Raw genomic sequence first — 24,656 nt, 5'->3', positions numbered from 1 at the left:
GCTCCTTGTCGGCCGTCCGTCAGCGTGTTGCGGGGGCGGCTGCGTCGTCGGCGGCTGCCTCGTCGGTGATGACGACGCCTTCCGGGATCGGCTGCGGTCCCCGCTTGGGGATCATAAGCGTGATGGCCACGCCCACGAACGCCGCGATGGCACCCACCAGGAAGCAGAGCCGGAACGAGGTCATCGACGGCAGCGACTGCCCGCCCAGCTCGATGGTCGCGGTGGTCAGCAGGACGGCCATCACGGCCGACGACACGGTGGTGCCGACCGAACGCATGAGGCCGTTGAGACCCACGGCGGAGCCCGCCTCGGTGATCGGGACCGCACCCATGATCAGCGTCGGCATGGCGGCGTAGCCGATACCGACACCCGACGCCATGATGATCGACGCGAGCATCAGCTGCCACGGCGAATTCATCAGGAACAGGGCGATCAGGTAGCCGACACCCAGCACGGTGGCACCGATGGCCAGGGTGAGCTTGGCGCCGATCTTGTTCATCAGGGTGCTCGAGACGGGGGCGAAGACCAGCATCATCAGGCCACCGGGCGCCATCCACAGGCCGGCGGCGAGCATCGTCTGGCCCAGGCCGACGCCGGTCGACTCCGGCATCTCCAGCAGCATCGGGATGACCACCGACTGGGCCATCATGCCGAAGCCGATCGCGACGGCGGCGATGTTGGTCAGGAGCACCGCCGGGCGGGCGGTGGTCCGCAGGTCGACCAGCGGCTCCGGGGTCTTGAGCTGGTGGAGGCCCCACAGGAGCAGCACCACCACACCGCCGACGATCATGCCGATCGTGGTGCCCGAACCCCAGCCCCAGTCGTTGCCCTTCGAGACGCCGATGAGTGCGGCGCACAGGCCGATCGCGAGACCGATCGCACCGACGATGTCGAGGCGGCCACCGGTGGCATCGGCGACATGCGGGACGAGGAAGACGACGGCGGCGATGATGACGAGCGACAGTGCTGCCGCGGTCCAGAACAGGCCGTGCCAGTTCCAGGTCTGCGCGATCCACGCCGACAACGGCAGGCCGATCGCACCGCCGACGCCGAGGGTGGCGCTCATCGCGGCGATCGCCATGGTGGTGATCTTGGGCGGGGTGACCTCACGCATCAGGCTGATGCCGACGGGGATGAAGCCCATGGCCAGACCCTGGATCGCGCGGCCGGTGACCATCGGGATCAGCGACGAGCTGAGGGCACACACCAGCGAACCCACGAGCAGCAGGATGGAGCTGCCGACCAGCACTCGTTGCTTGCCGAACATGTCGCCGAGGCGACCGGCGATGGGCATGGCGACGGCGGCGGCGAGCAGGGTCGCGGTGATCACCCAGGACGCATTCGAGCGCGAGGTGCCGAGCAGCTCGGGCAGCTCGGGCTGGATCGGGATGATCAGCGTCTGCATGAGGGCGGCCACCAGGCCGCCCAGACACAGTGCGACGACGGTGGCGATGGCACCGCTGCCGGACGACGATTCGGCGTGCGGCGTGGATTCGGTATCGAGTTGCTTCCCGGCCGCGCCTTCGGCGGCCGTGGATGGCTCGTTCGGGGACATAAGCACCTCCTTGGACTTATGTAGGGTACATATGTACGGTACATATGCAAACTCGTGGCATGATTCACGAGAAGAATCGGACATTTTCTGTCTGGGCAGAGAGGATGTGCGGTGAGTGCTGACGCGGTGAGTTCCGGCACGGCGAGTTCCGGCGCGGTGAGTGACGACGACCACGCCCCGTGGCCGTCGCCGCTGATCCGAGACCTCGTCGACGAGCTGCGCCGGTTCAACCGCCGCAAGACCGAGTTCTATGCCGAGTCCGTGCTCGAGGCCTCGGCGTTCGCGATCATGCTGGTCCTCTCCGACGGTCGGGCTCGCACCCTGCGTGAACTCACCGAGGAACTCGGCCTCGAACAGTCGACGGTCAATCGACAGGTCAACAACGCGATCAAACACGGCTACCTCGAACGCTTCGAGGTGGCGGGATCGCTGAGCCGCTTCGTCCGCCCCACCGACACCGGCCGCGAGGCCTTCCACCACGACGGAATGCTGCGCGCGGCCCGCATCGAGGCGACCTTCGCCGACCTCGCCCCCGGAACGCCCGAGGGTCTGTTGCGTGAACTCCGGGCGTTCAATCAGGCATATGACCGGCGGGTACTCCGCGAGACAGGCAAGGATGTGGAGGCGACCGGCGAGCACCGCCGGCACGGCTGAATCGTCACCGCCGGCACGGCTGGGCGCCACTGCGGCGCGGGAGGGGGACATCTCGGTGGGAACCTATGTGGTGACCGGATCGGCGTCGGGGATGGGGCAGTCCGTCGCCGACGCGCTGCGCGAGCAGGGACACACGGTGATCGGTGTCGACCGCGACGGCGGCGAGGTCACCGCCGACCTGTCGACCGCATCCGGCCGGCGGGCCGCGATCACCGAGATCCTCGACCTGCTCGACGGTCGTATCGACGGCGTGGTGCTGGCCGCCGGCCTCGGCCCCGCGCGGGGACGCGAACGCACGATCATCGAGGTGAACCTGCTCGGCGTGGTGGAGGTGCTGGAGGCGCTCCGGCCGCTGCTGGCCGCCGCAGACAAGGCCAAAGTGGTTGTCTTCGGCTCGAATTCGACAACGGCCACGCCGTTCGTGCCGCCGCGCCTGATCCGGCGGCTGCTGCGCGGCGACCTCGACGCCGCCACCGCGATGATCCGGCGCCGCGGACCGCAGCTCTCCGGACCGATCGCGTACGCGTCGTCGAAGATCGCGGTCACCCGCTGGAGCCGCATGGTGGGGACGAGCGCCGACTGGGCGGGTGCCGGAATCCGGGTCAACGTGATCGCCCCGGGGCCGGTGATGACGCCCCTGCTGCGGACGCAGCTCGACGGCGCGAACTCCGCGAACGTCCGCTCCTTCCCGATCCCGATCCGCGAGTACGGAACCTCCGAACAGCTGGCGTCATGGGTGATGCAGATGCTCTCACCTGCAGCCGATTTCATGTCCGGGACGGTGATCACCGTCGACGGCGGCACCGAGGCACTGCTGCGTGGTGCCGACTGGCCGCGACCGGTGCCGCTGCACCGCGTACCGGCTGTGCTGTGGCGGATGTATCGGGCGCCCAAGAAAGGCCAGGTCGCACGGTACTGAACCGGCATCGGCCGGGGTTGTCGAGGTGGCCACCTCTGGGGTGGTTGGGGCTCGGTCCCGGCTCGACCATCGTTGGGGGAGTGCGTGTTACGGTGGTTGAGCCGGTGAGGAGCGTAGCGACGAGGCGTGTCGAAACCTCGGTGAGGTGGCGTCGGGTGGTGACCACTTCTGGGGTGGTTGCCAACATTGTCGGCTCACCGGGCCTCGACACGGGTCCTCGCCTTGGCGGCTCGGTCCCGGCTCGGCCATCCATGGTGTTTCGATGGCCGATCGAGCTAGAGGCCGAGCTTCTCGAGGGCTTCGTCGAACTCCTCGGCAGCCTGCTTCTCCGACCTGCCTGCGTCGATCGCGTTCTGGTACACCGCGAACAGTTCGTCGCCGTACTGGGCGAAGCGTTGCGCCCAGCGTTCGCCGTCGAAGCGCCAGTAGCCGATGGCGTCGTAACGGTTGCTCGGCCAATGAAGTTGATGCCGTAGGTGTTTGCGCACTATCCGGGACTGCGCCGCCTCGCCGGCGAACCAGCAGTATCCGGGGCCGTCGGGCAGGCCGACCTCGGTGACGGCGGTGCCGAGCCGGCTGGGGGACACGCCGTTGCCGCTGCCGATGATCGGTACGACCTCGGCAGGGGCGACCTGCCCGAGGTAGGCGAGATCCGCGTCGTCGACCACCTCGGCGAGCACCAGGATCTGTACTGGATCATGCTGTGCGCGTAGTTCTTCGAGGATACGTGCGGCGGCCGGGAGGCCCGCGAGGTCGGTGGCCAGCAAGAGCCACCCGGTCCCGGCGGGAGGGGCGAACCAGCCTCGGGCGTGTGACATCTCCACCCGATCGCCGGCCGTGGCACCGGCCGCCCACTCGGTGACCGGCCCGTGCTCGTGCAGGACGACGTCGACGGCGAGGGTACGAGCCTCGTGGTCGACGTGACGGATCGAATAGTTGCGGCCCTCGGTGGGATTCGGTCCGTCCGGGGTCGGCACATACATGCCGACTGCCTCGTCCGGCATCCCGGGGAGCGCGAGGCCGGAGAGATCCGGGACATCGAAATACAGCCGTCGCAGATGCGCGGAGATCGACTCGGTGCCGGCGACGGTCGCGGTGATGGGCCCCATGCTGCCGCAGGGTACACGGCTTCTGAGGGCACCCTATCTTTTCCGCGCCTCCCATTGCTTTACATCAGATACTCAAACGTCTAGACAGACGACTTATCAATGGCTATTGTCGAAATCTGAGAGTGACCCGCGACACAGGAGGAGATGCGCGATGTCATCGCACGAGACCGTGGCGAGCACCCCGGAGGTGCTCGACTGGAAAGACAAGAAGCGGTATCTGTGGCTGCTCGGCCTGATCCCGCCCACCGCCCTGTTCATCGGCACCGGCCTGGTGGCGGCGTTCAACGCGCTCGGCTGGGATGTGGTGGCCCCGGTGTGGTGGTGGTTCGGTCCGATCCTGCTCTACATCCTGTTGCCGATCGCCGACCTGTTCTTCGGTCCCGACGGCCAGAACCCGCCCGAAGAACTGATGGCGCAGCTGGAGAACGACAAGTACTACCGCTACTGCACCTACGCGTTCATCCCGTTCCAGATGGCCAGCCTGGTCTTCGCCTGCTATCTGTGGACCGCGTCGGACCTCTCCTGGCTCGGCATCGACGGCGGGCTGGGCCTGGCGTCCAAGCTCGGGGTCACCTTCACCGTCGGGGTGATGGGCGGGGTGGGTATCAACACCGCCCACGAGATGGGGCACAAGAAGGAGGAGCTCGAACGCTGGTTCTCCAAGATCACCCTCGCGCAGACCGCCTACGGCCACTTCTACATCGAGCACAACCGCGGCCACCACGTGCGCGTCGCGACCCCGGAGGACCCCGCGAGCTCACGTTTCGGTGAGAGCTTCTGGACCTTCTTGCCGCGCAGCGTGTTCGGTAGCCTCCGCTCGGCCTGGGAGCTGGAGGCCAAGCGGATGGAACGCCTCGACCGGCCGGTGTGGCACCCCAGCAACGACGTCGTCAACGCCTGGGCGATGACCATCGTGCTGTGGGGGGCGCTGGCGGCGATCTTCGGCTGGCAGGTGCTGCCGTTCGCGCTGATCCAGGCAGTCTACGGGTTCTCCCTGCTGGAATCGGTGAACTACCTCGAGCACTACGGGCTGCTGCGGCAGAAGACCGCGAGCGGGCGCTACGAACGATGCGCCCCGCGACACAGCTGGAACTCCGACCACATCTGCACCAACATCTTCCTCTATCACCTGCAGCGGCACAGCGATCATCACGCCAACCCCACCCGCCGCTACCAGACGCTGCGGTCCTTCGACGAGGCGCCGAACCTGCCGAGCGGATACGCCAGCATGATCGGTCTCACCTACATTCCGCCGCTGTGGCGCAAGGTGATGGACCATCGGGTCCTCGACCACTACGACGGCGACATCACCCAGGCGAATCTGCAGCCGCGCAAGGCCGCCCGCATCCTGGCCCGGCACGGCGTGGAGACGGCCGGATGAGCGCCTACCTGTGCCCGGTCTGCGACTACGTCTACGACGAGACCGCCGGTGCGCCGCGCGAGGGATTCCCCGCCGGAACCGCCTGGACCGACGTGCCCGACGACTGGGCCTGCCCCGACTGCGGGGTCCGAGAGAAGATCGACTTCGAGGAGAAACCATGAACTACAAAGTCTTCCGCTGCGTCCAGTGCGGCTTCGAGTACGACGAGGCGCTCGGTTGGCCCGAGGAGGACATCAGTCCCGGAACCCGCTGGGACGACATCCCCGACGACTGGAGCTGCCCGGACTGCGGGGCCGCCAAGGCCGACTTCGAGATGGTCGAGGTGACCCGCGCGTGAGTGCCACGGCGGTGATCGCAGGCGCCGGGATCGCCGGGATGACCGCCGCGGAAACGCTGCGTGCCAACGGCTTCCCGGGCCAGATCACCGTGATCGGCGACGAACCGGGACTGCCGTACCGGCGCACCGCGCTCTCCAAGGACCTGATGCGCGCGGACCTCTCGGCCGACCGGATCGCGCTGCGTACGCAGTCCCAGTGGGCCGACCGGCAGATCACGCTGCGGACCGGGCTCACCGTCGAACACATCGACCCGGACCGGCGGATCGTGCTGCTCGACGACGGCACCGCCCTGCGCTATGACGTCCTGATCCTCGCCACCGGCGGTACCGCCGTCACCACCGGCGCCGACGATGCCGCGATGACCCTGCGCACCCGCGTCGACGCCGAACGCATCCGGGCCCAGATCGGTGACCGGGGCGCGCTGAGGGTGATCGGCGCCGGACTCATCGGGCTCGAACTCGCCGCCTCGGCGGCCGCTGCCGGATACCCGGTGGACGTCCACGAGCGGTCCGGGCGGGTGATGGAACGGGTTGTCCCCGAACCTGTCTCGGAGTTCTTGGCCGAGTTGCACACACGTCACGGGGTGCGCCTGCACTGCGGTGGGGCGCCCGGCGGCATCGGTGCCGCGGCCACTGCTCCGGCCGTCACCCCCGCTCCGGCCCTGGTGGAGGCCCTCGGCATCCGCCCGGATGTGCGTGCGGCCGAGACCGCCGGGATCACCGTCACCGCGGCGGGCATCGTCGTCGACGATCGGCTGCGTGCCGGGATCGACGGGAGGTGTGCGGCCGGTGTCTATGCGGCCGGTGACGTGGCCGCGCCACCCCACCCGCTCACCGGGGAGCCGTCGCGCGCCGACCACTGGATGGCGGCCACCGAACAGGGCAAGGCGGCCGCACTGTCGGCGATCGCCGACCTCGACGGCCTGCCCGCCCCGGCCTACACGGGTGTGCCGCTGGCCTTCACCGTGCAGTACGGGATCAGCGTCCAGATCGCGGGATGGCCCGGCGGGTCCGGGCCGGATCGTCGGATCGAGGTGGACGGTGACCTGCACGCGCGGGACGCCACGGTCCGCGTGTTCACCGGATCGACCCTCGTCGGCGGGGTGACGGTGGGCCGACCCCGCGAAGGCCGGGCGGTACAGCAGGAGATCGCGTCGGTAACCTCGTCGGCGTGACCACCAGGCGGACGTTCGCGGAGGCAAGCAAGGCGCTGCTGCGGACGACGCTGCTCGACGGGCTGCGCGACCTGCTGCTGGACAAGGACTGGCCGGCGGTGACGATGGCCGACGTCGCGGGGATCTCCGGGGTCAGCCGCCAGACCGTCTACAACGAGTTCGGCTCCCGCAACGGCCTGGCGCAGGCGTACGCGCTGCGGCTGGCCACCGAGTTCGCCGGGGTCATGCGCGAGGCCGTCGAGGGCCATCCCGGTGACGCCGACGCCGCACTGCACGACGGGTTCGCGAGGTTCTTCACCCAGGCCGCGGCCGATCCGCTGATCGGTTCCCTGCAGCGTGGTGAGGCCAAACCGGACCTGCTGCGACTGATCACCACCGACGCCGGACCGCTGATCACGTCTGCGAGCGCACTGCTGACCGAGACCTTCAGCGAGTCGTGGACCGGCCTCGCCGCCACCGACGCGGAACGGATCTCGCGTGCCATCGCACGGATGGCACTGAGTTATGTCGCGATGCCGCCCGAGGGCGACCGTGACGTGGCGGCCGACCTGGCCGCCGTGATGGCCCCGGCGGTCGAGGCCGCCCGCGAGGGCAGAGGAAGGGTGTGAGGGTGGTGAGCGACATCCTGATCGGTGTCGAGGAACTGACCGATGCGATGCTGTCGTCGGCACCGCCGGTGATCCTCGACGTGCGCTGGCAGCTCGGCCGCACCGACGGACACGAGCGGTACCGCCAGGGACATCTCCCGGGCTCGGTGTACGTCGACCTCGACACCGAACTCGCCGACCCGCCGTCGCCGGAACTCGGCCGGCATCCGCTGCCGTCGCCGGCTCGACTGCAGGACGCCGCCCGGCGCTGGGGGCTCGACGACACCAGCCGTGTGGTGGTCTACGACGACATCGGCAACCTCGCCTCGGCCCGCGCCTGGTGGCTGCTGCGCTGGGGCGGGCTCACCGACGTCCGGATCCTCGACGGCGGACTCGGTGCCTGGGATGCCGCCGGGATGCGTCTGTCGAAAGGGGATGCGACCCCGCGGCCCGGTCGGGTGACGTTGTCGGCGGGCCATCTGCCGACGGTCACCGTCGACGAGGTGGCCGACCTCTCCGCACGCATCGCGGCCGGGGACACGCCGTCGCCTGCGCTGCTGCTCGATGCCCGCGCCGGTGAACGCTACCGCGGTGAGACCGAACCGGTCGATCCCCGCGCCGGACACATCCCCGGTGCGCACAGCGTTCCCACCGCCGGGAACCTCGACGCCGACGGCCGGTTCCTGTCACCGTCGCAGTTGCGTGAGCGTTTCACCGCGGCCGGGGTCACCGACGCAACGCGCGCCGTCGTCTACTGTGGGTCCGGGGTGAACGCGGCCCATGAGTTGGCCGCGATCGAGATCGCCGGATTCGAGGGGATTCTGTTTCCGGGTTCGTGGTCGCAGTGGTCGGCTGATCCGAATCGTCCTGCCGGATCGGGTGCGCAGCCCTAGACCGAACCGTCGACCAGTCGTCAGGAGTACGGCAATGCGCGATTTCTTATGTCGGGAATGTGGCCAACAGCTGACCTTCGAGAACTCCCTGTGCCTCAATTGTGGTCGGGCGCTGGGTTTTCACCTGAAGTCTCGGACCATCGTGGTGCTCGACGACGACGGCCGTGCCGACGTCGACGGCACACCGCTGCAACGGTGTGCCGATGCCGATGTGGCCGCGTGCAACTGGCTCGTCGAGCGCGGCGAGGGATCGCCGTCGCTGTGTGAATCGTGCCGGCTCACCCGCACCCGGCCCGGCGACGACGACGCCGATGCCCTGGCCGCCTGGGCCGAATCCGAACTCGCCAAGCGCCGTGTGGTGCTGGAACTCGACGAACTGTCGCTGCCGATCATCGGCAAGGACACCGATCCCGACAACGGCCTCGCCTTCGACCTGCTCTCCAGCGCGGTGAACCCGGTGACCACCGGCCACGCCAACGGGGTGATCACCCTCGACCTCGCCGAGGGTGACGACGTGCACCGCGAAGAACTGCGCGTGTCGATGGACGAGCCGTACCGAACCCTGATCGGCCACTTCCGCCACGAGATCGGGCATTTCTACCAGATGGTCCTCGTCGGCGACGGGCCGAATCGCGAACGCTACGAGGAACTGTTCGGCGATCCCGACACCGACTACCAGGCCGAGCTGGACCGTCACTACTCCGAGGGGCCGCCGTCGGGCTGGGCGGACGACTACGTGTCGTCCTATGCCACCATGCATCCCGCCGAGGACTGGGCCGAGACCTTCGCCCACTACCTGCACATCCGCGACACCCTCGACACCGCAGCGGCATTCGCCCTGGCACCGGCCGGCGCCACCCTCGACGCCGACCTGCCGGGCACGGTGGGCTTCGAGCGGATCATCGAGTGGTGGCTGCCGCTGAGCTGGTCGCTCAACCAGATCAACCGGTCGATGGGACACCAGGATCTCTACCCGTTCGTCCTGCCGCAGCCGGTCCTGGACAAGATGGAGTTCATCCACACACTGGTGACCGCCGACCGGTAGGTCAGCGCACGGCGGCCTCCTCGCGGATGGGGCACTCGGTGCGGGTGTAGATGGTCGGCATGCACAGATTGCAGTGGATGCACTGCGACTGTGTGGTGGGGTCTGCGCTGATCCGTTGCGGCAGATCGGGTTCGCGCAGCAGGGCGCGTCCCATCGCGAGGAAGTCGAAGCCCTCGCCGAGCACCTCGTCCATACTGGCGCGGTCGGTGATGCCGCCGAGCGCGATGATCGGCAGGTCGACGGCCTCGCGCAACCGCCGTGCCAGTGGCAGCAGGTATCCGGAGTGGTACTGGTAGCGCTTGAGGAAGAACGGGCCGCCGACCTTGAGTCCCCACTTCATCGGACCGCTGAACGCATCGGCGAACGCGGCGCGGGGGGCCTCGCCGTGGAACAGATACATCGGGTTGAGAAGTGAACTGCCCGCGGTGGGTTCGATGGCATCGAGGTGGCCGTCGGTCTCGAACAGCTGCGCCACCTGGCATGCTTCGTCGACGTTGAAACCGTGCCAGGGTCGACGCGGTGCGCCGATCGCACCCACGCCGTCGTACATGTTGAGTTTGGCCCAGACCGCGACGCCGTCGCCGACCTCCTCACGAACCGATTCGAGGACCTCGCGCGCCAGCCGTGCCCGGTTGACCAGCGATCCGCCGTATCCGTCGTGACGGCGGTTGAGCAACGGTGACAGGAACGAACTGATCAGATAGTTGTGGCCACAATGGATTTCGAGCGCATCGAATCCGGAGTCGACGGCGATACGGGCCGCACGGCGAAAGGTCGCGCGCAGGGCCGCGATGTCGTCGGCGTCGGGAGATTTGCACAGTGCCATGCCCATCGGGGCCGGAATCCGTGAGGCGGCCAGTGCCGGAGCACGATTGGAGATGGAGTTGGCGACCGGGCCGGCATGTCCGATCTGCGCGGCGGCCAGGGCACCCTCGCCGTGGATGGCGGCGGTCAGCTGGGTGAGGCCGGGTGCGGCCTCGGGGCGCAGGTAGATCTGATGGCGGTCGGTGCGACCCTCCGGTGACACCGCGCAGTAGGCGACGGTGCTGATCGCGACGCCACCGGCCGCGGTCTCCCGGTGGAACTCGATGAGGTCCTCGGTGACCAGCGCGTCGGGGGTGCGGCCCTCGAAGGTGGCGCATTTGATCAGCCGGTTGCGCAGGTGCAGCGGTCCGAGCCGGGCGGGGGCGAACGGGTCGGGGGTGGCGGGGTCGGGCGGGATGTGGGCCGGGCTGGTCATCGATCTCTCCTCTGGGGCTGTGCCGGATGGGGCTGTGCCGGATCGGCGGGGGCGTCGAGACCGGCGTTGACGAACTGCGTGAGGGTGCTGATCGACTCCGCCGACAACGACCGCTGCCCGCCGAACCGCGTCAGCAGCAGGGCGAAGGCCAGCGCCCAGCGGCGGCGGGCATTGGCGGCGTCGAGGCCGGGGACCAGTGCGGTCAGGACGGTGGCCCACTCGTCGAGGTGGAACCACGGGCGCGACCAGGTGGCATCGGGGTGGTCGTCGACGAACCGGGCCAGCAGCTGCAGGTGCAGGTGTCCGAGCGGATCGGCGTGCAGGGCCACGAACGGTGCGACGATCACCGTCACCACGTCGGCGACCGTCGTGCCGGCATCCGGCGAGGTGTCGATGGCCTCGAGGGGATCGGCCCACAGCGGTGCCAGACGGGTTTCGATCAGGGCTGTGGTCAGGCCGTCCTTGGAGCCGAAGTGGTAGTGCACCGCCGCCGGGTTCACACCCGCGCCGGCGCAGATCGACCGTACCGACACCTTGTCGTAGCCGTCGGCCAGGAACAGTCGTTCGGCGACGGTCAGCAGCATGTCCCGGGTGTCGGCCCGATCGGGAAGTGGGCTGATGGGGGCCATGGATTCTGATTCAAGCACAGTTCAATCACTGATTCAATCAGTGATTGAAACCGGGTTGTGCGGCCGTCCCGTGACCGGGTTACCGACCGGTAGTGGGGACGCACTGCGGCCCGGATGGCCTGCGACGTAGGCTGGAGGGCGTGTCTGAACACTTCCAAACAGTTGTCCTGGGTGCTGGTCCAGGTGGGTATGTGGCCGCGATCCGGTCCGCCCAACTGGGCATGAAGACCGCCGTCATCGAAGAGAAGTACTGGGGCGGTGTCTGTCTGAACGTCGGGTGTATCCCGTCCAAGGCGCTTCTCCGGAACGCCGAACTGGCCCACATCTTCAACCATCAGGCCAAGACCTACGGCATGTCGGGCGAGGTGTCGTTCGACTTCGGCTCCGCGTTCGACCGCAGCCGCAAGGTCTCCGAGGGCATCGTCAAGGGTGTCCACTTCCTGATGAAGAAGAACAAGATCACCGAGATCGACGGCTACGGTGTCTTCACCGACGCCAAGACCATCCAGGTCGGCGACCGGACGATCACCTTCGACAACGTCATCATCGACACCGGCTCCACCGTCAAGCTGCTGCCGGGTGTTCAGCTCTCCGACAACGTCGTGACCTACGAGACCCAGATCCTCACCCGCGACCTGCCGTCGTCCATCGTCATCGTGGGTGCCGGCGCGATCGGCATGGAGTTCGGGTACGTCCTGGCCAACTACGGCGTCGACGTCACCATCGTCGAGTTCCTCGACCGCGTCCTGCCCAACGAGGACGTCGACGTCTCCAAGGCCATCGCCAAGGAATACAAGAAGCTCGGCGTCAAGGTCCTCACCTCCACCAAGGTGCAGACCGTCACCGACAACGGCGGCAACGTCACCGTCACCTACAAGGACGCCAAGGACAAGGACGGCTCGATCACCGTCGACAAGGTCCTCATGTCCGTCGGCTTCGCGCCGCGCGTCGAGGGCTTCGGCCTGGACAAGACCGGGGTGGCCCTCACCGACCGTGGCGCCATCGCGATCGACGACCACATGCGCACCAACGTCGACGGCATCTACGCCATCGGCGACGTCACCGCCAAGCTGCAGCTCGCCCACGTGGCCGAGGCGCAGGGCGTGGTGGCCGCCGAGACCATGGCCGGCGCCGAGACCATGACCCTCGGTGACTACCGGTTCATGCCGCGCGCCACCTTCTGCCAGCCGCAGGTCGCCTCCTTCGGCCTGACCGAACAGCAGGCACGCGACGAGGGCTACAACGTCAAGGCGACGTCGTTCCCGTTCAGCGCCAACGGCAAGGCCCAGGGACTCGGCGAGACCGCAGGCTTCGTCAAGCTGATCACCAACGCCGACACCGACGAACTGCTCGGCGGACACCTCGTGGGCGACAACGTCTCCGAGATGCTCCCCGAGATGACCCTGGCCCACAAGTGGGACCTCACCGCCAAGGAACTCGCCCGCAACGTCCACACCCATCCGACGATGAGTGAGGCACTGCAAGAAACGTTCCATGGCGCGATCGGGCACATGATCAACCTGTAGGAACAGCTACGATCCCGACGAGAACTCCCACCCACACGATCTGCGGGTGGGAGTTCTCGTCTTTCACCCTGCAAGTGACAGTGGATGGTTGAGCCGATGAGGAGCGTAGCGACGAGACGTGTGTCTTCGGTGGTTGAGCCGATGAGGAGCGTAGCGACGAGACGTGTCGAAACCTCCGCCGGCCGAACTCGGATGTCGACCACTTCGGAGGTGGGTGCGTCCAACTCTCGAGCTGTACTCCTTGAACCGCAAGGGAGATAGCGCGCAAAGCGGGCTTTCGCGACCAATCGGGGTAGTGACCTCGGCGGTGGATGCGCCTACACTGACGATCACGTGACCGATCCGACTCGTCCACGAGAGGGAGTGGTTGTCATGAACATTCGTATCCGCCGTGCGGTCACGGCAATCGGGATCAGCGTCATCGCAGTCGGCGGGGCCGGTGTCGCCGTGGCGCCGGCATCCGCGGAAAAGCCTGCGATGCTCGATATCTCGGGAGATCTCGCGATCGCCCCCGGAGTGCACCTGCTCCACATCGAAGCCCACGGTGACCGGACGAAGTCCGGTGAGACCAGCGGCACCTATGTCGCGACCGTGATGGACGGCCGCAACCGCCTTCCGGTGCAGGTCAAGGGGCCGGTGACGTGCATCTACACCAAGGGCGACACCGGATCTCTGATCTATCCGATCGATGCGACATCGCCCGACCTGGTCCCGGCCGGCCTGAAGGGCGCCTATGCCGTCCAGATCACCGTCCGCAAGGGCGCGCCCGACATGGTGGGTGTGGTGGGGCCGATGGCGACCTCCTCCTTCCATGGATGTGAGCCCGGCACAACGCCGTTCACCTTCGACGGAAAGATCGGTCTGGACTAGATCATCGCGCGGATCGCGCGGAGCGACGCCACACCTGGGCGCCACACCCGGCGGCGAACACACACAGCGTGATCGCGGCGTAGTAGACCATCGCGCCGTTCGGTCCCCAGGGCGGGGTGAACGCGAGATCCTGTCCGGTTGCGAACTGCCCGTTGAGAAACGGCATGTAGCCCTGCACCGTGTAGCCGCCGTGAGGGATGAGGGCGATGGCGTTCTCGATCACATATGCCCACCCGAGCAGTACGATCGCGGCGACGGCCGGATGCGCTATGAGGGCGCCGAGTCCCGCACCGATCCCGCAGGCCAGGAACGCATAGATCGGTACCGCCACGACGAGCCGGGCGCCGTCGGACGTCCACAGATCCACGCCACCATAGACTTTCGGGAAGCCCGCCGACAGGATCAGCATGATCGCGGCCACCAGGATCGCACTCGAGATCGCGGCGCACACCCCGTAGGCCAGCCAGCGGGCGAGCGGTCCGGTCCAGGTGCGCGGGAACAGATAGCGTTGCCGATCCCGCTGATCGCCACGGGAATTGGTGGCCTCGGCGACGGCCGCGATCAACGCCCACACGATCGCGGTGAACTCGATGACCCAGAACACCGAGTTGGTGGTGGCGACCGCGGTCACCGAGATCGTGCTGGACAACGACGCGAACCGCTCCGACACCAGCGCCACCACCAGCGTGACGGCCAGCGGCAGGACGATCGCACCCGGGACGGCGGCCAGTACGAACGCACCCCGCCGGCCGCCGGCACGGATGAACTCGGCATCCACTGCACGCCACAACTGTTGTACTGCAACGGGACCGGTCATGATGCGACCGCCGTTCGCGGGGTGGTCAGGGCGACATACGCCGACTCCAGGTCCGCATGGGAACCGATGAAGCCGGCGATCGGGGCGTCGGCGGCGACGCGGCCACCGTCGAGGACCACCACGCGGTCACCGGTCCGGGCCACCTCGTCGAACATGTGGGAGGCGATCAGCACCGCACATCCGCGCGCGGTGAGATCGGCGATCAGCCCACGGAACCAACGGATTCCGTCGATGTCGAGGCCGTTGAGCGGCTCGTCGAGGATCAGGGCGGGGGCACGGCCGAGCAATGCCGCACCGATCCCCAGGCGCTGACGCATCCCGAGCGAGTAGGCGCTGACCCGACGTGAACCGACATCGGCCAGACCGACCTGGGCCAACACCTTGTCGACCCGGGCGGAATCGACGCCCCCGGCCGCGGCCAGCCACCGCAGATAGCGGCGGCCGGTGTGCCCTCCCGGCGCGGTCACATCCCCGCCGAGGTGGACGCCGAGGGCGGTCATCGGGGTGGGCAGCGACCGGGGCGGACGCCCGCCGATGTGTACCCGGCCCGAGCTCGCCGGCTGTGCGCCACAACAGGCGCGCAGCAACGTCGACTTGCCGGCACCGTTGCGTCCCAGCAGGTAGACCAGCTCGCCGGGTGCCACCGTCATCGAGACGTCGTCGAGGACGGTGACACCGCCGAGCCGGACCGTCAGATTCTCGGCGGTGATCATTGGTTGCAGTAGATGTTGAGGCCGACGGTCTTGACGCCCTGGCACAGCGAACTCGCCGACAGCCGCCAGTTCCCGTCGATCCGCTTGAACTGGATCGGCACCCGGATGGTCGGCCGACCGGCCGAACCGCTGGTCAGGGTGGCGGTGATGGTGTCACCGTCCTGCTTCGGGTCGGACACCTGATGCCAACCCAGCGGCGGGCGGAACAGGCCGAGCGTGTACACCGTGCGAGGCACGATCACCGCATTCATCCCACCCTCGAGATTCGCGGCCTTCGCCGAGTCCGACGCCGGTGTGGCGACCAGGAACTCGATGATGCTGTTCAGCTCTGCGGCGGTCGGCTGCTCGCTGGTGACCCGAAATCCTGCCGGTGCCGCGGTGGTCGCGGTGCCCGCGGGGGCGGTCGGCTCGGTGGTCCCCGGTGCCACCGCCACCGGAACATCTTGTGCCGGAACATCCTGGGCGGGGACCTCACCGGCGGGGACCTGGGCGGCAGGAGCCCCGGCCGCGGGTGTCGACGCGCCGGAGGCGGCCGGCCGCGTGGGCGTCGTCGAGGCACCCTGTCCGAGTGCGACGGTGACCACCGCCGGTGGTGCGGAGGCGACCTCGCGGTCGGCGGTGACGACCATCCCGACCACGCCGATCGTCACGATCACGGCGGCGATGATCGCGGACACCCCGGCCGCGGCCAACACCGTCGGAAGGTGGACTCCACCCGACGTCGTGGGTTCTGATGGCGGGGGTCCCGCCGGTTCGGGATCGGCCGACGACCCGGGATCTGCCGGCGGGGCCTGTGGCCCGGCGGAGACCGGTGCGGTCGGGTAGTCGGTGCCGTACTGATCGTCGACACCATAGGGAGCATTGCTCACGGTCGGTTCTCCTCGGTCGTGGCGGTCGCCCGGACGGAACCGAGGGCCGCGGTCAGCCCGTCGAGGATTCGACGGGGGAGCGGCGCCGGCTCAGCCGGAGAGTGATCTCGCAGTCGCCGTCGGGCGCCGGGGTCACGGTGACCCCGTAGTGGTCGGCGAGCGTCGGTGACCCCGAGGCCAGGGCGAACTCGATGGCGCCCCGGGCGATCCCCCGGGCCACCTCGGGGTGGGCGGCGCCCACCTGGCGCAGCGGGCAGGAACAGATGCGGATCTCGTGGGTGCCGAAGGCGCTCATCACATCCGAGACCCGAAAGCCCAGGTGGCGCAGGGTATCGGTGGCGATGGTCACCGGGTCGGGCAGATCGGTGTCCGTGGGTGGCGTCGGCATCCCGCCGGAGAGTGCCGATGCCCATGCCCGTCCGGCGCGCGCGGCGGCCTCCTCCCGGTCCGATGCCGTGGTCCCGAGTTGCTCGAACAGCGCCGACAGCAGCGGGTCGACCGCCATCTCGGCGATCGCCACATATCCGGTGCGGGGCCGGCCGCGGGAATCCGAGCGCAGGGTCAGCGCCGACGCCTTGCCGTCGTCGACGAGATTGCGCAGGTGGAAGCGCGCCGTGGTGGTGTGGATTCCCAGCCGCTGTGCCACATCCGGCGCCGCCAGCGGGGCGTCGGAGGCACGCAGCACCGACAGCACGGCGCTGCGTGGTTCGCTGCTCATGAGTGCACTCCCGGACCGATGGTGAAGGACTCATTCCACGTTACTTCCTGGGGGTCAGGACCATCAGGGTAACCACGGCGTCGGTGACGGCGGTCAGCGCGTGGGTGACCTGGGCGGCGACGTGAACCGCCACACCGGGAGACACGCTGACATGCTCGCCACCGACCGCGAAGTCGATCTCACCGGTCTGACCGAGTACCAGGATCGGATGCACCGCGCGGTGATCGGCCATCACCTGGCCGGCACGAAAAGCGATGCGCACCACGGTGACCCCGTCGGCCCGCGCCATCGCATCGATGGTCGGGCCGTCGGAATCGGCGGGCGCCGGGGACCGCAGACCGTCGATGACGGTGTACACCCCGGCATCGGTGGTGTGCGCGGTGCTCATCGGTCGGCCGGCTTGCGGGCGATGACCTCGATCGCGGCGAGGTTGTCACGGTAGGTGGTGAAGGTCTTGCGCATGCCCAGGACCCGCTTGCGGGCGGCGGGCTGCCGGATGACGTTCGCGACGAAACGCAGTGTGCGGCCCACACCCTCGTCGGCGATCACACGCCGCGGCTGCAGCAGCGCCATCGGGGCGAAACGTACCGTCTCGATCTCGAAGCCGGCATCGGTGAGCACCGTGCGCCATTCGGCCTCGGTGAGCGGCCGGGCGTTGACCTTGATCGAGCGGGCGAGGGACTTGCGGATCTCGGTCTTCTGGTCGTCGGAGAGGGTGTCGGGGTTGAGGGCGAGCTCATGGATGGCATAGCGCCCGCCGGGGCGCAGCACGCGGAAGGCCTCGGCGATGATGTCGGCCTTGTGTCGTTCGGACTGCATGGTGAGCATCGCCTCGCCGATCGCGGCGTCGACGCTGGCGTCGTCGAGGCCGGTGGAGTCGGCGTCGGCGGTCACCACGCGGCCCCTGCTGCCGACGACCTGCTGCGTCAGCGACACGGCGTCGGCGTCGGCCTCCACGCCCACATAGCTGCGCGGGTTGCGTTCGAGGATCGAGGTGGCGGTCTTCCCCAGGCCGGGCGCGATCTCCAGCACATCGGCATCGGTGAGGTGGGCGTCGTCGAGCAGTTGCTCGGTGAGTGCGCGGCCACCGGGGCGCAGCACTCGTTTGCCCAGGTGGGCGAGCAGCCAGTGCCCGGGCAGGTCCTCCACCTTGCGTTCGGCGAGGGGCAGGCGATCCCCGGAGGGGGCGGTCTCGGACATGGCAACTCCCGGATGGATGAATTAAAAGGAACATCCATACTCTAAATTCACGCAGCCGATAAGGCAAGGGTTGCCTAAGTGTGAATTGTCCGACTTGCCGGCCGGGGGAGTGAGCCCGACGAGATGCCGACACCCGGGTGGTGTGGACGGCCCGGGTGGTGTCGACGGATGGGCGACTACAGTCGGCGACTGATGGTGACAGCGGAACGAACCCGGATCTGGACGCCGCCCTGGCGTGTGGATCTGCGGACGACCGTGGGTCTGCACCGGCGAGGTGGTGGTGACCCGGCGTTCCGGTACGGCAACGACGGTTCGCTGTGGCGTGCGGTGCACACCCCCGACGGCCCCGGAACCCTCACGATGCGGCATGCCGGCGGTGAGGTGGTGGCCCGGGCATGGGGGTCTGGTGCGCCCTGGCTGCTCGACCACGTGCCCACGATGCTCGGCGTCGACGACGACCCGACGGCCATGCCGATCCACGACGACGTGGTGCGCGAGTTGGCCAGGCGTGGTGAAGGTTTGCGTATCGCCCGCACCGACAGGGTCTGGGAGGCCCTCGTCCCGGCCGTCCTGGAACAGAAGGTGGTGGGTGCCGAGGCGTGGCGTGCTTGGCGATACCTGTTGCGGCACTTCGGTGAACGCGCCCCCGGTCCGGTCCCGGACACGATGCGGGTGCCACCGCCGCCGACGGTATGGGCCGACATCCCCGGATGGGAGTGGCATCGCAGCGGGGCCGAACCCGTCCGGATGCGTACCATCCGCGGCGCCACCGCCATGGACGTCGAGGCACATCCCGATCGGCTCGACGTGCTGCGCGGCGTCGGTCCGTGGACGGTGGCCGAGACCCGCGCACGGGCTGTCGGCGATACCGACGCGGTCCCCGTCGGCGACTACCACATCCCGAAACTCGTGGGTTACAACCTGATCGGTGAACCCGTCGACGACGACGGAATGCTCGAACTCCTCGAACCCTATGCCGGGCAGCGATTCCGATTGATCCGCCTGATCGTACTGTTCGGGGTGTGGCCCGAACGCCACGGACACCGGATGAGTGTCCGCGACCATCGGGAGATGTGACGCCGAGAGCCGGCCATCTCTGAGACGGTCGCGAGTCGGCGCGACATGACAGGGGCTCCGCCAAGTCAACCGGCCACCCGCACACGATGATTGAGCCGACGCGGAGCGCAGCGACAAGTCGTGTCGAAATCTCCGCCAGCCGACCTCACCACGCAACCACGCACCGGCATACGATGATTGAGCGACACGGAGCGCAGCGACAAGTCGAGTCGAGATCAACCACCGCGGATGAATCACCCACCGGCACAAGATGATTGAGCCGACGAGGAGCGTAGCGACAAGTCGTGTCGAAATCTCCGTCACCCGACCTCACCACGCAACCACCTCAGAGACGGTCACCTACGAGAGCAACTAGACGGCCTGCTCAACCACCCACCTGCATACGATGATTGAGTCGACGCGGAGCGCAGCGACAAGGCGAGTCGAAATCTCCGCGACCCGACCTCACCACGCAACCACCCACACCCCCAGTCACACAACAATTCCTGTCACACCCCCCGACTACACTGGAACACAAGATCGAACACCACCCGAGGGGGCGACCACATGACCACCAACACCGACACCGACACCGATGTTGAAGTCATGTCGGTGTTCACCCTCACCGACCCGATCACCGATTACACACGCATCCAACACCTTTCCTCCACCCACGTCGACACCATCGCCGAAAACCTACAACGCGACGAATACCGACTGATGGCCCGCAAAGTCCTCACCGCCCACCAGATCGCCCGACACACCATCGACCACATGCTCGTCACCACCACCTCCACCACCGCGCGTATCGCCCGCACCGCAGACAAAGCCGCCACCTCCCAAGTCGCCATCGCACTACGCACCTCACCCGCGATCGCCGCCGACTGGATCTGGATCGCCGGACTCCTCACCGGATGGGACCGCCTACGCCAAGCGTTCCTCGACGGCCACTGGAGCTTCACCCGCACCCGCTACCTACTCACCGAACTCGCCCACCTCACCGACCCCGACGTCCGCACCTACGCCGAAACCTGTGCCCTCGCCCTCGCCGACCGGCCCACCGCCGACCGCACCCTGCGCAACCAGATCGCCGAAATGGTCATCGCATTGGACCCCGACGCCGCCGCCGACCGCCGCGAAGAATTCGCCGACACCGAACAAAACGTCACCATCACCGACGACACCCACGGCCACATGCGTCTCCACGCCACCATGCCCGCCGACGTCGGAGTGTTCCTGGCCACCAGCATCCGCAACCTCATCAACGAACGGATCTGCCCCCGCGACCCCCGCCCCACAGGCCGGCTACGCGTCGAAGCACTCAAAGAACTCCACCACATGCCCGACGCCGTACTCGCCTGCACCTGCGACGACGAACACTGCACCCGCGCCATCCCACTACCCCCGACACCAGCCCCCGACCCCGAACTCGACCTCGACTACACCCCACCACCCACACCCACGCCCGCACCCGCACCAGCGCTGGTCGACGACGACGTCGAGATCGAGGCAGAAACCGACGAGGGCGCCGGGCCGCGACCTCCGATCGCGTTGATACCCGCACAATCATCGTTGACCGTGATCACCGACCCCACCGGTGTGGCCGCACCCCGCCTGGTCGGTTACGGGGCGATCGACCCCCAGCATTGGCACGACATCGCCGACGGACACCTCGTCACCCGTATGGACCTACCCGAACTCGAGTTGCCCGAACTCGATGATCCCGGAATCGATCTCGCCGCGATCGGCCGTAACCTCGCCGCCTGGCAAACCGTCACCACCATCACCGAACGCGGTCTGGCCCCACCGGTCGACCCCACCGGGCACGGCGGATATGTGAACCCACCCCGCTGGGCATTGTGGTACCAACCCCGAGACTGGCTACGGCAGAAGATCATCTGGGACAAGACCTGCCGGTACCCCGGGTGCGGGCGTGATGCCGCCGACTGCGAACTCGACCACCTCGTCAAATTCAACCGAGCCGACCCCCGAGCCGGTGGGTGGACCGTCGAATACAACCTCATCCCGTTGTGTCGCGCCGATCATCAGCGCAAACACCTCGGATTGTGGATCCCGACCATGCTCGCCGACCGTGCCGTCACCTGGCGCAACCCGGTATCCGGGAAGACCGTCACCACGTTCCCCGGATAGCGGTGGTGTGTCCGGATCTGGTTACGGACACACTCGTCTCACCGGGTTTCGACACGGGTCCTCGCCTCGCGGCTCGGTCCCGGCTCAACCATCCAAATACGCTGTTGCCATGGGTGGTTGAGAGAATCAAAGTAGCGCTCTCATCCAAACAAGGTGTTCCCGTTGATGGTTGAGCCGACGAGGAGCGTAGCGACGAGCCGTGTCGAAACCTCCGCCGGCCGACGTCCGATGGCGACCACCCTGAAGACCGGTTGCGGACACGCTCGTCTCACCGGGTTTCGACACGGGTCCTCGCCTCGCGGCTCGGTCCCGGCTCAACCATCGAAATATGCTGCAGCACCGGCAATTAAGGATATGCGCATCTCGCGGAGTTCAATCTTGGATACACCATCGGAACCGCCACCACTGCCCGAGACGGTTGCGGACACCCCTGCTTGATCGAACCGGTGTGAGTGCTGGTCGAACAATGCTCGCCGAGTGGCGACATCGGCTCACGCCGACTCGAATCATTGTGGAGCCACCCTTGTGCCGACAGACTCGTGACCCGATACCGAGACTTGGGGGTAGAACTGTGTCCGAGAAGTCCACGCACACCGGGTACACGCGGCCCGGCCGCACCAGATCCCGTTGGGGCCGACTGGGGGTCGCGGCCGTCGCCGTCGCCGCGGTGACCGGCCTGACGCTGTCGGGCTGCTCGTCGTCGGACGACGAAGCGTCCGACTCGTCGAGTAGGGTCACCCTGACCATCGGTGACCAGGTCAAGAGCACCCAGTCGCTGCTGGAAGCCGCCGGTGAGCTCGACAACCTGCCCTACGACATCACCTGGGCCTCGTTCGAATCCGGTCCGCCGCTGCTGGAGGCCGCCGGTGCCGGCAAGGTCGACTTCGGCGGGACCGGCGACGTCCCGCCGGTGTTCGCCCAGGTCGGTGGAGCGCCGATCAAGATCGTCGGGGTACAGGCACGTACCGAACCCAACGACTTCCTGCTGGTCCCGGACGGTTCGCCGGCCCGATCGATCGCAGATCTGAAGGGCAAGAAGATCGCCTTCGCCAAGGGATCGAGCTCGCACGGCCTCGTCCTTGCCCTGCTCGAGCAGGCGGGTCTCGAACCCGACGACATCGACGCGACCTATCTGTCTCCTACGGAGGCGTTGTCGGCGTTCTCCTCCGGGCAGGTCGACGCGTGGGCGGTATGGAACCCGTACAGCACACTGGGACAGGCACAGGCACACGCCAAGGTGATCGCCGACGGTGCCGGACTGACCACCCAGCAGGTTTACTACCTCGCCTCCGATCAGGCCCTGGGTGACGCGCGCAAGCGTGAGGCACTCAGCGATCTGCTCGGCCGTCTGACCCGCGCCAACCAGTGGTCGGTGACACACGCCGACGAATGGGTGCCGATCTTCAGCAAACTCACCAAGCTGCCCGAGCCGATCGCCCGTGCGACCTTTGCCACCGGCTCCGGACCGCTGGTTCCCATCGGTGACGAGCAGATCGCCAAGCAGCAGAAGCTGATCGACCTGTTCGCGGGCGCCGGTGAGATCCCCAGGGCACCCAAGGCCGCCGACTACTTCGACGCACAGTTCAACAGCGCGGTCACCGGAGCAGGGGTGAGCGGATGACCGGGGCGGTCATCGAACGCTCCGCGCCGTCGGCCCGGGCAGAGCCGGGCCAGCATCGGAAGAGCACATCGGGTCGTCGGCGAGGCCGGCTGCAGCGCATCGGTTCCGGTCCCTGGATTCGACTGGTCTCCCCGCTCGTGATCCTCGCGTTGTGGCAGATCCTGTCGTCCCGGGGGGTGATCCCGGAGAGCAAACTGGCACCTCCGACTCAGGTGTGGGCTGCGGCGCAGGAACTCTGGGCCGACGGCAGCCTCCAGGACGCGCTGGCGGTGTCGTTGCAGCGCGTGGGGATCGGCCTTGCCCTCGGCGTGACGGTGGCGGTGTTGCTCGGGCTGCTGGTCGGCTTCTTCCGGGTGGCCGACCTCGCCATCGACCCACCCCTGCAGATGCTGCGTACCGTGCCGTTCCTCGGACTCATCCCACTGTTCGTGGTGTGGTTCGGCATCGGTGAGGAACCCAAGATCCTGATGGTGGCGCTGGGCGTTCTGTTCCCGCTGTACCTGAACCTGGTGTCCGGTATCAAGGGCGTCGACCCCAAGCTCATCGAGGCCGGTCGCGCGGTGGGACTGGGCCGGCTCGGTCTGGCGCGCACCGTCATCATCCCCGGGTCGATGCCGGAGGCCCTCACCGGTTTCCGGCTGTCCCTCGGCGTCGCGTGGCTGTCGCTGATCGTGGCCGAACAGATCAACGCCGACGCCGGCCTCGGCTATCTCGTGATGAACGCGCGCACCTACTTCCGCAACGACATCATCGTGCTGGGGCTGGTCATCTACGCATTGCTGGGACTGATCAGCGACACGATCGTGCGCGGCCTGGAGAGCCGGCTGCTGCGATGGCGGGTGGTCCGATGAGCAGCCGCGTGGTGGTGGACGCCGTCGGCATCTCCCGGTCGTTCGGCGAGGTCGACGTGCTGCACGGGATCGACCTCACCCTGCACGCCGGGGAGATCGTCGCCCTGGTCGGCCGATCCGGCTCCGGCAAGTCGACATTGCTGCGGATCATCGCCGGGCTCGACGAGCAGCACGGAGGGTCCCTCGAGGTCGCCGGTTCCCGTGCCGTCGCCTTCCAGGAGCCGCGACTGCTGCCATGGCGCAAGGTCGCCAAGAACGTGTCGCTCAACCTCCGGCGGCCCGACTCCGATCGGCTCGCCGAGGACGCTTTGGGCGAGGTGGGTCTCGCCCACCGTGCGGACGCGTGGCCGCTCACCCTGTCCGGCGGTGAGGCACAACGGGTCTCACTGGCCCGGGCCTTGGTCCGCAATCCCGACCTGCTGTTGCTCGACGAACCGTTCGGCGCATTGGATGCACTCACCCGACTCGAGGCCCATGCACTGCTGACCCGGCTGTGGGAGACACATGGGTTCGCCGCCCTGCTGGTCACCCACGACGTCGAAGAGGCCGTCGTGCTCGCCGACCGGATTCTGGTACTCGAAGACGGATCCATCGCCCACGACGTTGCCGTCGACCTGCCCCGCCCGCGAGTCCGTGACGACCGCGCCCTGGTGGAACTGCGCGAGCAGGTGCTCGAACACCTCGGTGTCGGCGCCCGCGTCGGCGCGGTCCCGTCACCACCCGAGAGAGGATGAGCCCGC

25 protein-coding genes and 1 pseudogene are annotated in these 24,656 nt (G+C 67.8%); 16 read left to right on the top strand and 10 right to left on the bottom strand.

Annotated elements, in window-relative coordinates; all coding sequences use genetic code 11:
- Positions 1-19: 19 nt before the first annotated feature.
- On the bottom strand, positions 20-1,555 hold the full coding sequence (locus Q9K23_RS09395) for an MFS transporter (RefSeq protein ID WP_020791171.1): 1,536 nt from the start codon (positions 1,553-1,555) through the stop codon (positions 20-22).
- A gap of 111 nt (positions 1,556-1,666) precedes the next feature.
- On the opposite strand from Q9K23_RS09395, the gene Q9K23_RS09390 reads away from it, so the two are divergent.
- Entirely contained in the window at positions 1,667-2,209 is a 543-nt protein-coding gene (locus Q9K23_RS09390; protein ID WP_261978041.1) for a MarR family winged helix-turn-helix transcriptional regulator, read from the top strand.
- 55 nt (positions 2,210-2,264) lie between these two features.
- On the top strand, positions 2,265-3,128 hold the full coding sequence (locus tag Q9K23_RS09385) for an SDR family oxidoreductase (RefSeq protein WP_053778168.1): 864 nt from the start codon (positions 2,265-2,267) through the stop codon (positions 3,126-3,128).
- Positions 3,129-3,403: 275 nt separating this feature from the next.
- On the opposite strand, the gene Q9K23_RS09380 is transcribed toward Q9K23_RS09385, so the two are convergent.
- Complete coding sequence (locus Q9K23_RS09380) at positions 3,404-4,237, bottom strand: siderophore-interacting protein (protein ID WP_020789792.1); 834 nt, start codon at positions 4,235-4,237, stop codon at positions 3,404-3,406.
- 151 nt (positions 4,238-4,388) lie between these two features.
- On the opposite strand from Q9K23_RS09380, the gene Q9K23_RS09375 reads away from it, so the two are divergent.
- From Q9K23_RS09375 to Q9K23_RS09345, 7 genes are read left to right on the top strand one after another with little or no spacing between them, the layout of a single operon-like run.
- Positions 4,389-5,618 carry an alkane 1-monooxygenase gene (locus Q9K23_RS09375; RefSeq protein ID WP_053778158.1) on the top strand — a complete coding sequence of 410 codons (1,230 nt, stop codon included), beginning with the start codon at positions 4,389-4,391 and terminating at the stop codon, positions 5,616-5,618.
- A complete protein-coding gene (locus Q9K23_RS09370; protein ID WP_020789789.1) occupies positions 5,615-5,779 on the top strand; it encodes a rubredoxin in 165 nt (54 codons plus the stop codon). Before Q9K23_RS09375 ends, Q9K23_RS09370 begins: the two co-directional genes overlap by 4 nt.
- Positions 5,776-5,955: a rubredoxin gene (locus Q9K23_RS09365; protein WP_020789793.1), complete on the top strand. Its 180-nt coding sequence runs from the start codon at positions 5,776-5,778 to the stop codon at positions 5,953-5,955. Before Q9K23_RS09370 ends, Q9K23_RS09365 begins: the two co-directional genes overlap by 4 nt.
- Entirely contained in the window at positions 5,952-7,130 is a 1,179-nt protein-coding gene (locus Q9K23_RS09360; RefSeq protein WP_053778159.1) for an FAD-dependent oxidoreductase, read from the top strand. Before Q9K23_RS09365 ends, Q9K23_RS09360 begins: the two co-directional genes overlap by 4 nt.
- A complete protein-coding gene (locus tag Q9K23_RS09355) occupies positions 7,127-7,738 on the top strand; it encodes a TetR family transcriptional regulator (protein ID WP_020791317.1) in 612 nt (203 codons plus the stop codon). The genes Q9K23_RS09360 and Q9K23_RS09355 overlap by 4 nt, the downstream gene beginning before the upstream one ends.
- 5 nt (positions 7,739-7,743) lie before the next feature.
- Entirely contained in the window at positions 7,744-8,610 is an 867-nt protein-coding gene (locus Q9K23_RS09350; protein WP_244882730.1) for a sulfurtransferase, read from the top strand.
- Positions 8,611-8,644: 34 nt separating this feature from the next.
- Positions 8,645-9,655, top strand: a complete 1,011-nt coding sequence (locus Q9K23_RS09345; protein WP_020791318.1) for a putative zinc-binding metallopeptidase — start codon at positions 8,645-8,647, stop codon at positions 9,653-9,655.
- 1 nt (position 9,656) lies between these two features.
- Here Q9K23_RS09345 and Q9K23_RS09340 read toward each other — a convergent pair whose 3' ends face one another.
- Together Q9K23_RS09340 and Q9K23_RS09335 are read right to left on the bottom strand one after the other, a co-directional pair.
- A complete protein-coding gene (locus tag Q9K23_RS09340) occupies positions 9,657-10,895 on the bottom strand; it encodes an NADH:flavin oxidoreductase (protein ID WP_059037729.1) in 1,239 nt (412 codons plus the stop codon).
- The gene (locus tag Q9K23_RS09335) at positions 10,892-11,524 is read right to left on the bottom strand and encodes a TetR/AcrR family transcriptional regulator (protein WP_305950483.1); all 633 of its coding nucleotides are present in this window, start codon (positions 11,522-11,524) and stop codon (positions 10,892-10,894) included. Before Q9K23_RS09335 ends, Q9K23_RS09340 begins: the two co-directional genes overlap by 4 nt.
- Positions 11,525-11,664: 140 nt before the next feature.
- Here Q9K23_RS09335 and lpdA point away from each other — a divergent pair, with 140 nt between their 5' ends.
- Positions 11,665-13,050, top strand: a complete 1,386-nt coding sequence (lpdA, locus tag Q9K23_RS09330; RefSeq protein WP_082366038.1) for a dihydrolipoyl dehydrogenase — start codon at positions 11,665-11,667, stop codon at positions 13,048-13,050.
- A 372-nt stretch (positions 13,051-13,422) separates the two neighbouring features.
- Positions 13,423-13,920 (top strand): hypothetical protein, encoded by a 498-nt coding sequence (locus Q9K23_RS09325; RefSeq protein WP_053778160.1) that lies wholly within the window; start codon positions 13,423-13,425, stop codon positions 13,918-13,920.
- 1 nt (position 13,921) lies between these two features.
- On the opposite strand, the gene Q9K23_RS09320 is transcribed toward Q9K23_RS09325, so the two are convergent.
- The 6 genes and pseudogenes from Q9K23_RS09320 to Q9K23_RS09295 form a co-directional block, all read right to left on the bottom strand.
- Positions 13,922-14,737: a hypothetical protein gene (locus tag Q9K23_RS09320; protein ID WP_053778161.1), complete on the bottom strand. Its 816-nt coding sequence runs from the start codon at positions 14,735-14,737 to the stop codon at positions 13,922-13,924.
- Positions 14,734-15,450, bottom strand: coding sequence for an ATP-binding cassette domain-containing protein (locus tag Q9K23_RS09315; protein WP_053778162.1), 717 nt, complete (start codon positions 15,448-15,450; stop codon positions 14,734-14,736). The genes Q9K23_RS09320 and Q9K23_RS09315 overlap by 4 nt, the downstream gene beginning before the upstream one ends.
- Positions 15,447-15,812: pseudogene (locus Q9K23_RS09310) on the bottom strand (hypothetical protein); the annotation flags it as partial. The gene Q9K23_RS09315 and the pseudogene Q9K23_RS09310, both read right to left, overlap by 4 nt.
- Positions 15,813-16,371: 559 nt before the next feature.
- A complete protein-coding gene (locus tag Q9K23_RS09305; protein WP_053778163.1) occupies positions 16,372-17,037 on the bottom strand; it encodes a helix-turn-helix domain-containing protein in 666 nt (221 codons plus the stop codon).
- Between the two features lie 40 nt (positions 17,038-17,077).
- Positions 17,078-17,425: a hypothetical protein gene (locus tag Q9K23_RS09300; RefSeq protein ID WP_020793809.1), complete on the bottom strand. Its 348-nt coding sequence runs from the start codon at positions 17,423-17,425 to the stop codon at positions 17,078-17,080.
- Positions 17,422-18,237 (bottom strand): class I SAM-dependent methyltransferase, encoded by an 816-nt coding sequence (locus Q9K23_RS09295; RefSeq protein WP_053778164.1) that lies wholly within the window; start codon positions 18,235-18,237, stop codon positions 17,422-17,424. The genes Q9K23_RS09300 and Q9K23_RS09295 overlap by 4 nt, the downstream gene beginning before the upstream one ends.
- Positions 18,238-18,429: 192 nt before the next feature.
- On the opposite strand from Q9K23_RS09295, the gene Q9K23_RS09290 reads away from it, so the two are divergent.
- From Q9K23_RS09290 to Q9K23_RS09270, 5 genes are all read left to right on the top strand, one after another.
- Positions 18,430-19,314 carry a 3-methyladenine DNA glycosylase gene (locus Q9K23_RS09290; protein WP_053778173.1) on the top strand — a complete coding sequence of 295 codons (885 nt, stop codon included), beginning with the start codon at positions 18,430-18,432 and terminating at the stop codon, positions 19,312-19,314.
- A 546-nt stretch (positions 19,315-19,860) separates the two neighbouring features.
- Positions 19,861-21,444, top strand: a complete 1,584-nt coding sequence (locus Q9K23_RS09285) for an HNH endonuclease signature motif containing protein (protein WP_305950482.1) — start codon at positions 19,861-19,863, stop codon at positions 21,442-21,444.
- A gap of 571 nt (positions 21,445-22,015) precedes the next feature.
- Positions 22,016-23,065, top strand: coding sequence for an ABC transporter substrate-binding protein (locus Q9K23_RS09280; protein ID WP_261977891.1), 1,050 nt, complete (start codon positions 22,016-22,018; stop codon positions 23,063-23,065).
- Positions 23,062-23,916, top strand: a complete 855-nt coding sequence (locus Q9K23_RS09275; protein WP_020791754.1) for an ABC transporter permease — start codon at positions 23,062-23,064, stop codon at positions 23,914-23,916. The genes Q9K23_RS09280 and Q9K23_RS09275 overlap by 4 nt, the downstream gene beginning before the upstream one ends.
- Positions 23,913-24,650 (top strand): ABC transporter ATP-binding protein, encoded by a 738-nt coding sequence (locus tag Q9K23_RS09270; RefSeq protein ID WP_187343544.1) that lies wholly within the window; start codon positions 23,913-23,915, stop codon positions 24,648-24,650. Before Q9K23_RS09275 ends, Q9K23_RS09270 begins: the two co-directional genes overlap by 4 nt.
- Positions 24,651-24,656: the final 6 nt, after the last annotated feature.

The sequence above is a fragment of the Gordonia sp. NB41Y genome (assembly GCF_030718915.1).
In the GTDB taxonomy this organism is placed as follows: Bacteria; Actinomycetota; Actinomycetes; order Mycobacteriales; family Mycobacteriaceae; genus Gordonia; species Gordonia desulfuricans.
Note: the sequence above shows the minus strand (reverse complement) of the source record. Positions and strands in the feature narration are given on the sequence as shown.

What these genes read in the sequence shown, in the direction of transcription:
- Q9K23_RS09395 (WP_020791171.1), bottom strand. Translation starts at nt 1,555, where the DNA reads ATGTCCCCGAACGAGCCATCCACGGCCGCCGAAGGCGCGGCCGGGAAG.
- Q9K23_RS09380 (WP_020789792.1), bottom strand. Translation starts at nt 4,237, where the DNA reads ATGGGGCCCATCACCGCGACCGTCGCCGGCACCGAGTCGATCTCCGCG.
- Q9K23_RS09375 (WP_053778158.1), top strand. Translation starts at nt 4,389, where the DNA reads ATGTCATCGCACGAGACCGTGGCGAGCACCCCGGAGGTGCTCGACTGG.
- Q9K23_RS09370 (WP_020789789.1), top strand. Translation starts at nt 5,615, where the DNA reads ATGAGCGCCTACCTGTGCCCGGTCTGCGACTACGTCTACGACGAGACC.
- Q9K23_RS09365 (WP_020789793.1), top strand. Translation starts at nt 5,776, where the DNA reads ATGAACTACAAAGTCTTCCGCTGCGTCCAGTGCGGCTTCGAGTACGAC.
- Q9K23_RS09345 (WP_020791318.1), top strand. Translation starts at nt 8,645, where the DNA reads ATGCGCGATTTCTTATGTCGGGAATGTGGCCAACAGCTGACCTTCGAG.
- Q9K23_RS09340 (WP_059037729.1), bottom strand. Translation starts at nt 10,895, where the DNA reads ATGACCAGCCCGGCCCACATCCCGCCCGACCCCGCCACCCCCGACCCG.
- Q9K23_RS09335 (WP_305950483.1), bottom strand. Translation starts at nt 11,524, where the DNA reads ATGGCCCCCATCAGCCCACTTCCCGATCGGGCCGACACCCGGGACATG.
- Q9K23_RS09325 (WP_053778160.1), top strand. Translation starts at nt 13,423, where the DNA reads ATGAACATTCGTATCCGCCGTGCGGTCACGGCAATCGGGATCAGCGTC.
- Q9K23_RS09320 (WP_053778161.1), bottom strand. Translation starts at nt 14,737, where the DNA reads ATGACCGGTCCCGTTGCAGTACAACAGTTGTGGCGTGCAGTGGATGCC.
- Q9K23_RS09315 (WP_053778162.1), bottom strand. Translation starts at nt 15,450, where the DNA reads ATGATCACCGCCGAGAATCTGACGGTCCGGCTCGGCGGTGTCACCGTC.
- Q9K23_RS09305 (WP_053778163.1), bottom strand. Translation starts at nt 17,037, where the DNA reads ATGAGCAGCGAACCACGCAGCGCCGTGCTGTCGGTGCTGCGTGCCTCC.
- Q9K23_RS09300 (WP_020793809.1), bottom strand. Translation starts at nt 17,425, where the DNA reads ATGAGCACCGCGCACACCACCGATGCCGGGGTGTACACCGTCATCGAC.
- Q9K23_RS09295 (WP_053778164.1), bottom strand. Translation starts at nt 18,237, where the DNA reads ATGTCCGAGACCGCCCCCTCCGGGGATCGCCTGCCCCTCGCCGAACGC.
- Q9K23_RS09290 (WP_053778173.1), top strand. Translation starts at nt 18,430, where the DNA reads ATGGTGACAGCGGAACGAACCCGGATCTGGACGCCGCCCTGGCGTGTG.
- Q9K23_RS09285 (WP_305950482.1), top strand. Translation starts at nt 19,861, where the DNA reads ATGACCACCAACACCGACACCGACACCGATGTTGAAGTCATGTCGGTG.
- Q9K23_RS09275 (WP_020791754.1), top strand. Translation starts at nt 23,062, where the DNA reads ATGACCGGGGCGGTCATCGAACGCTCCGCGCCGTCGGCCCGGGCAGAG.
- Q9K23_RS09270 (WP_187343544.1), top strand. Translation starts at nt 23,913, where the DNA reads ATGAGCAGCCGCGTGGTGGTGGACGCCGTCGGCATCTCCCGGTCGTTC.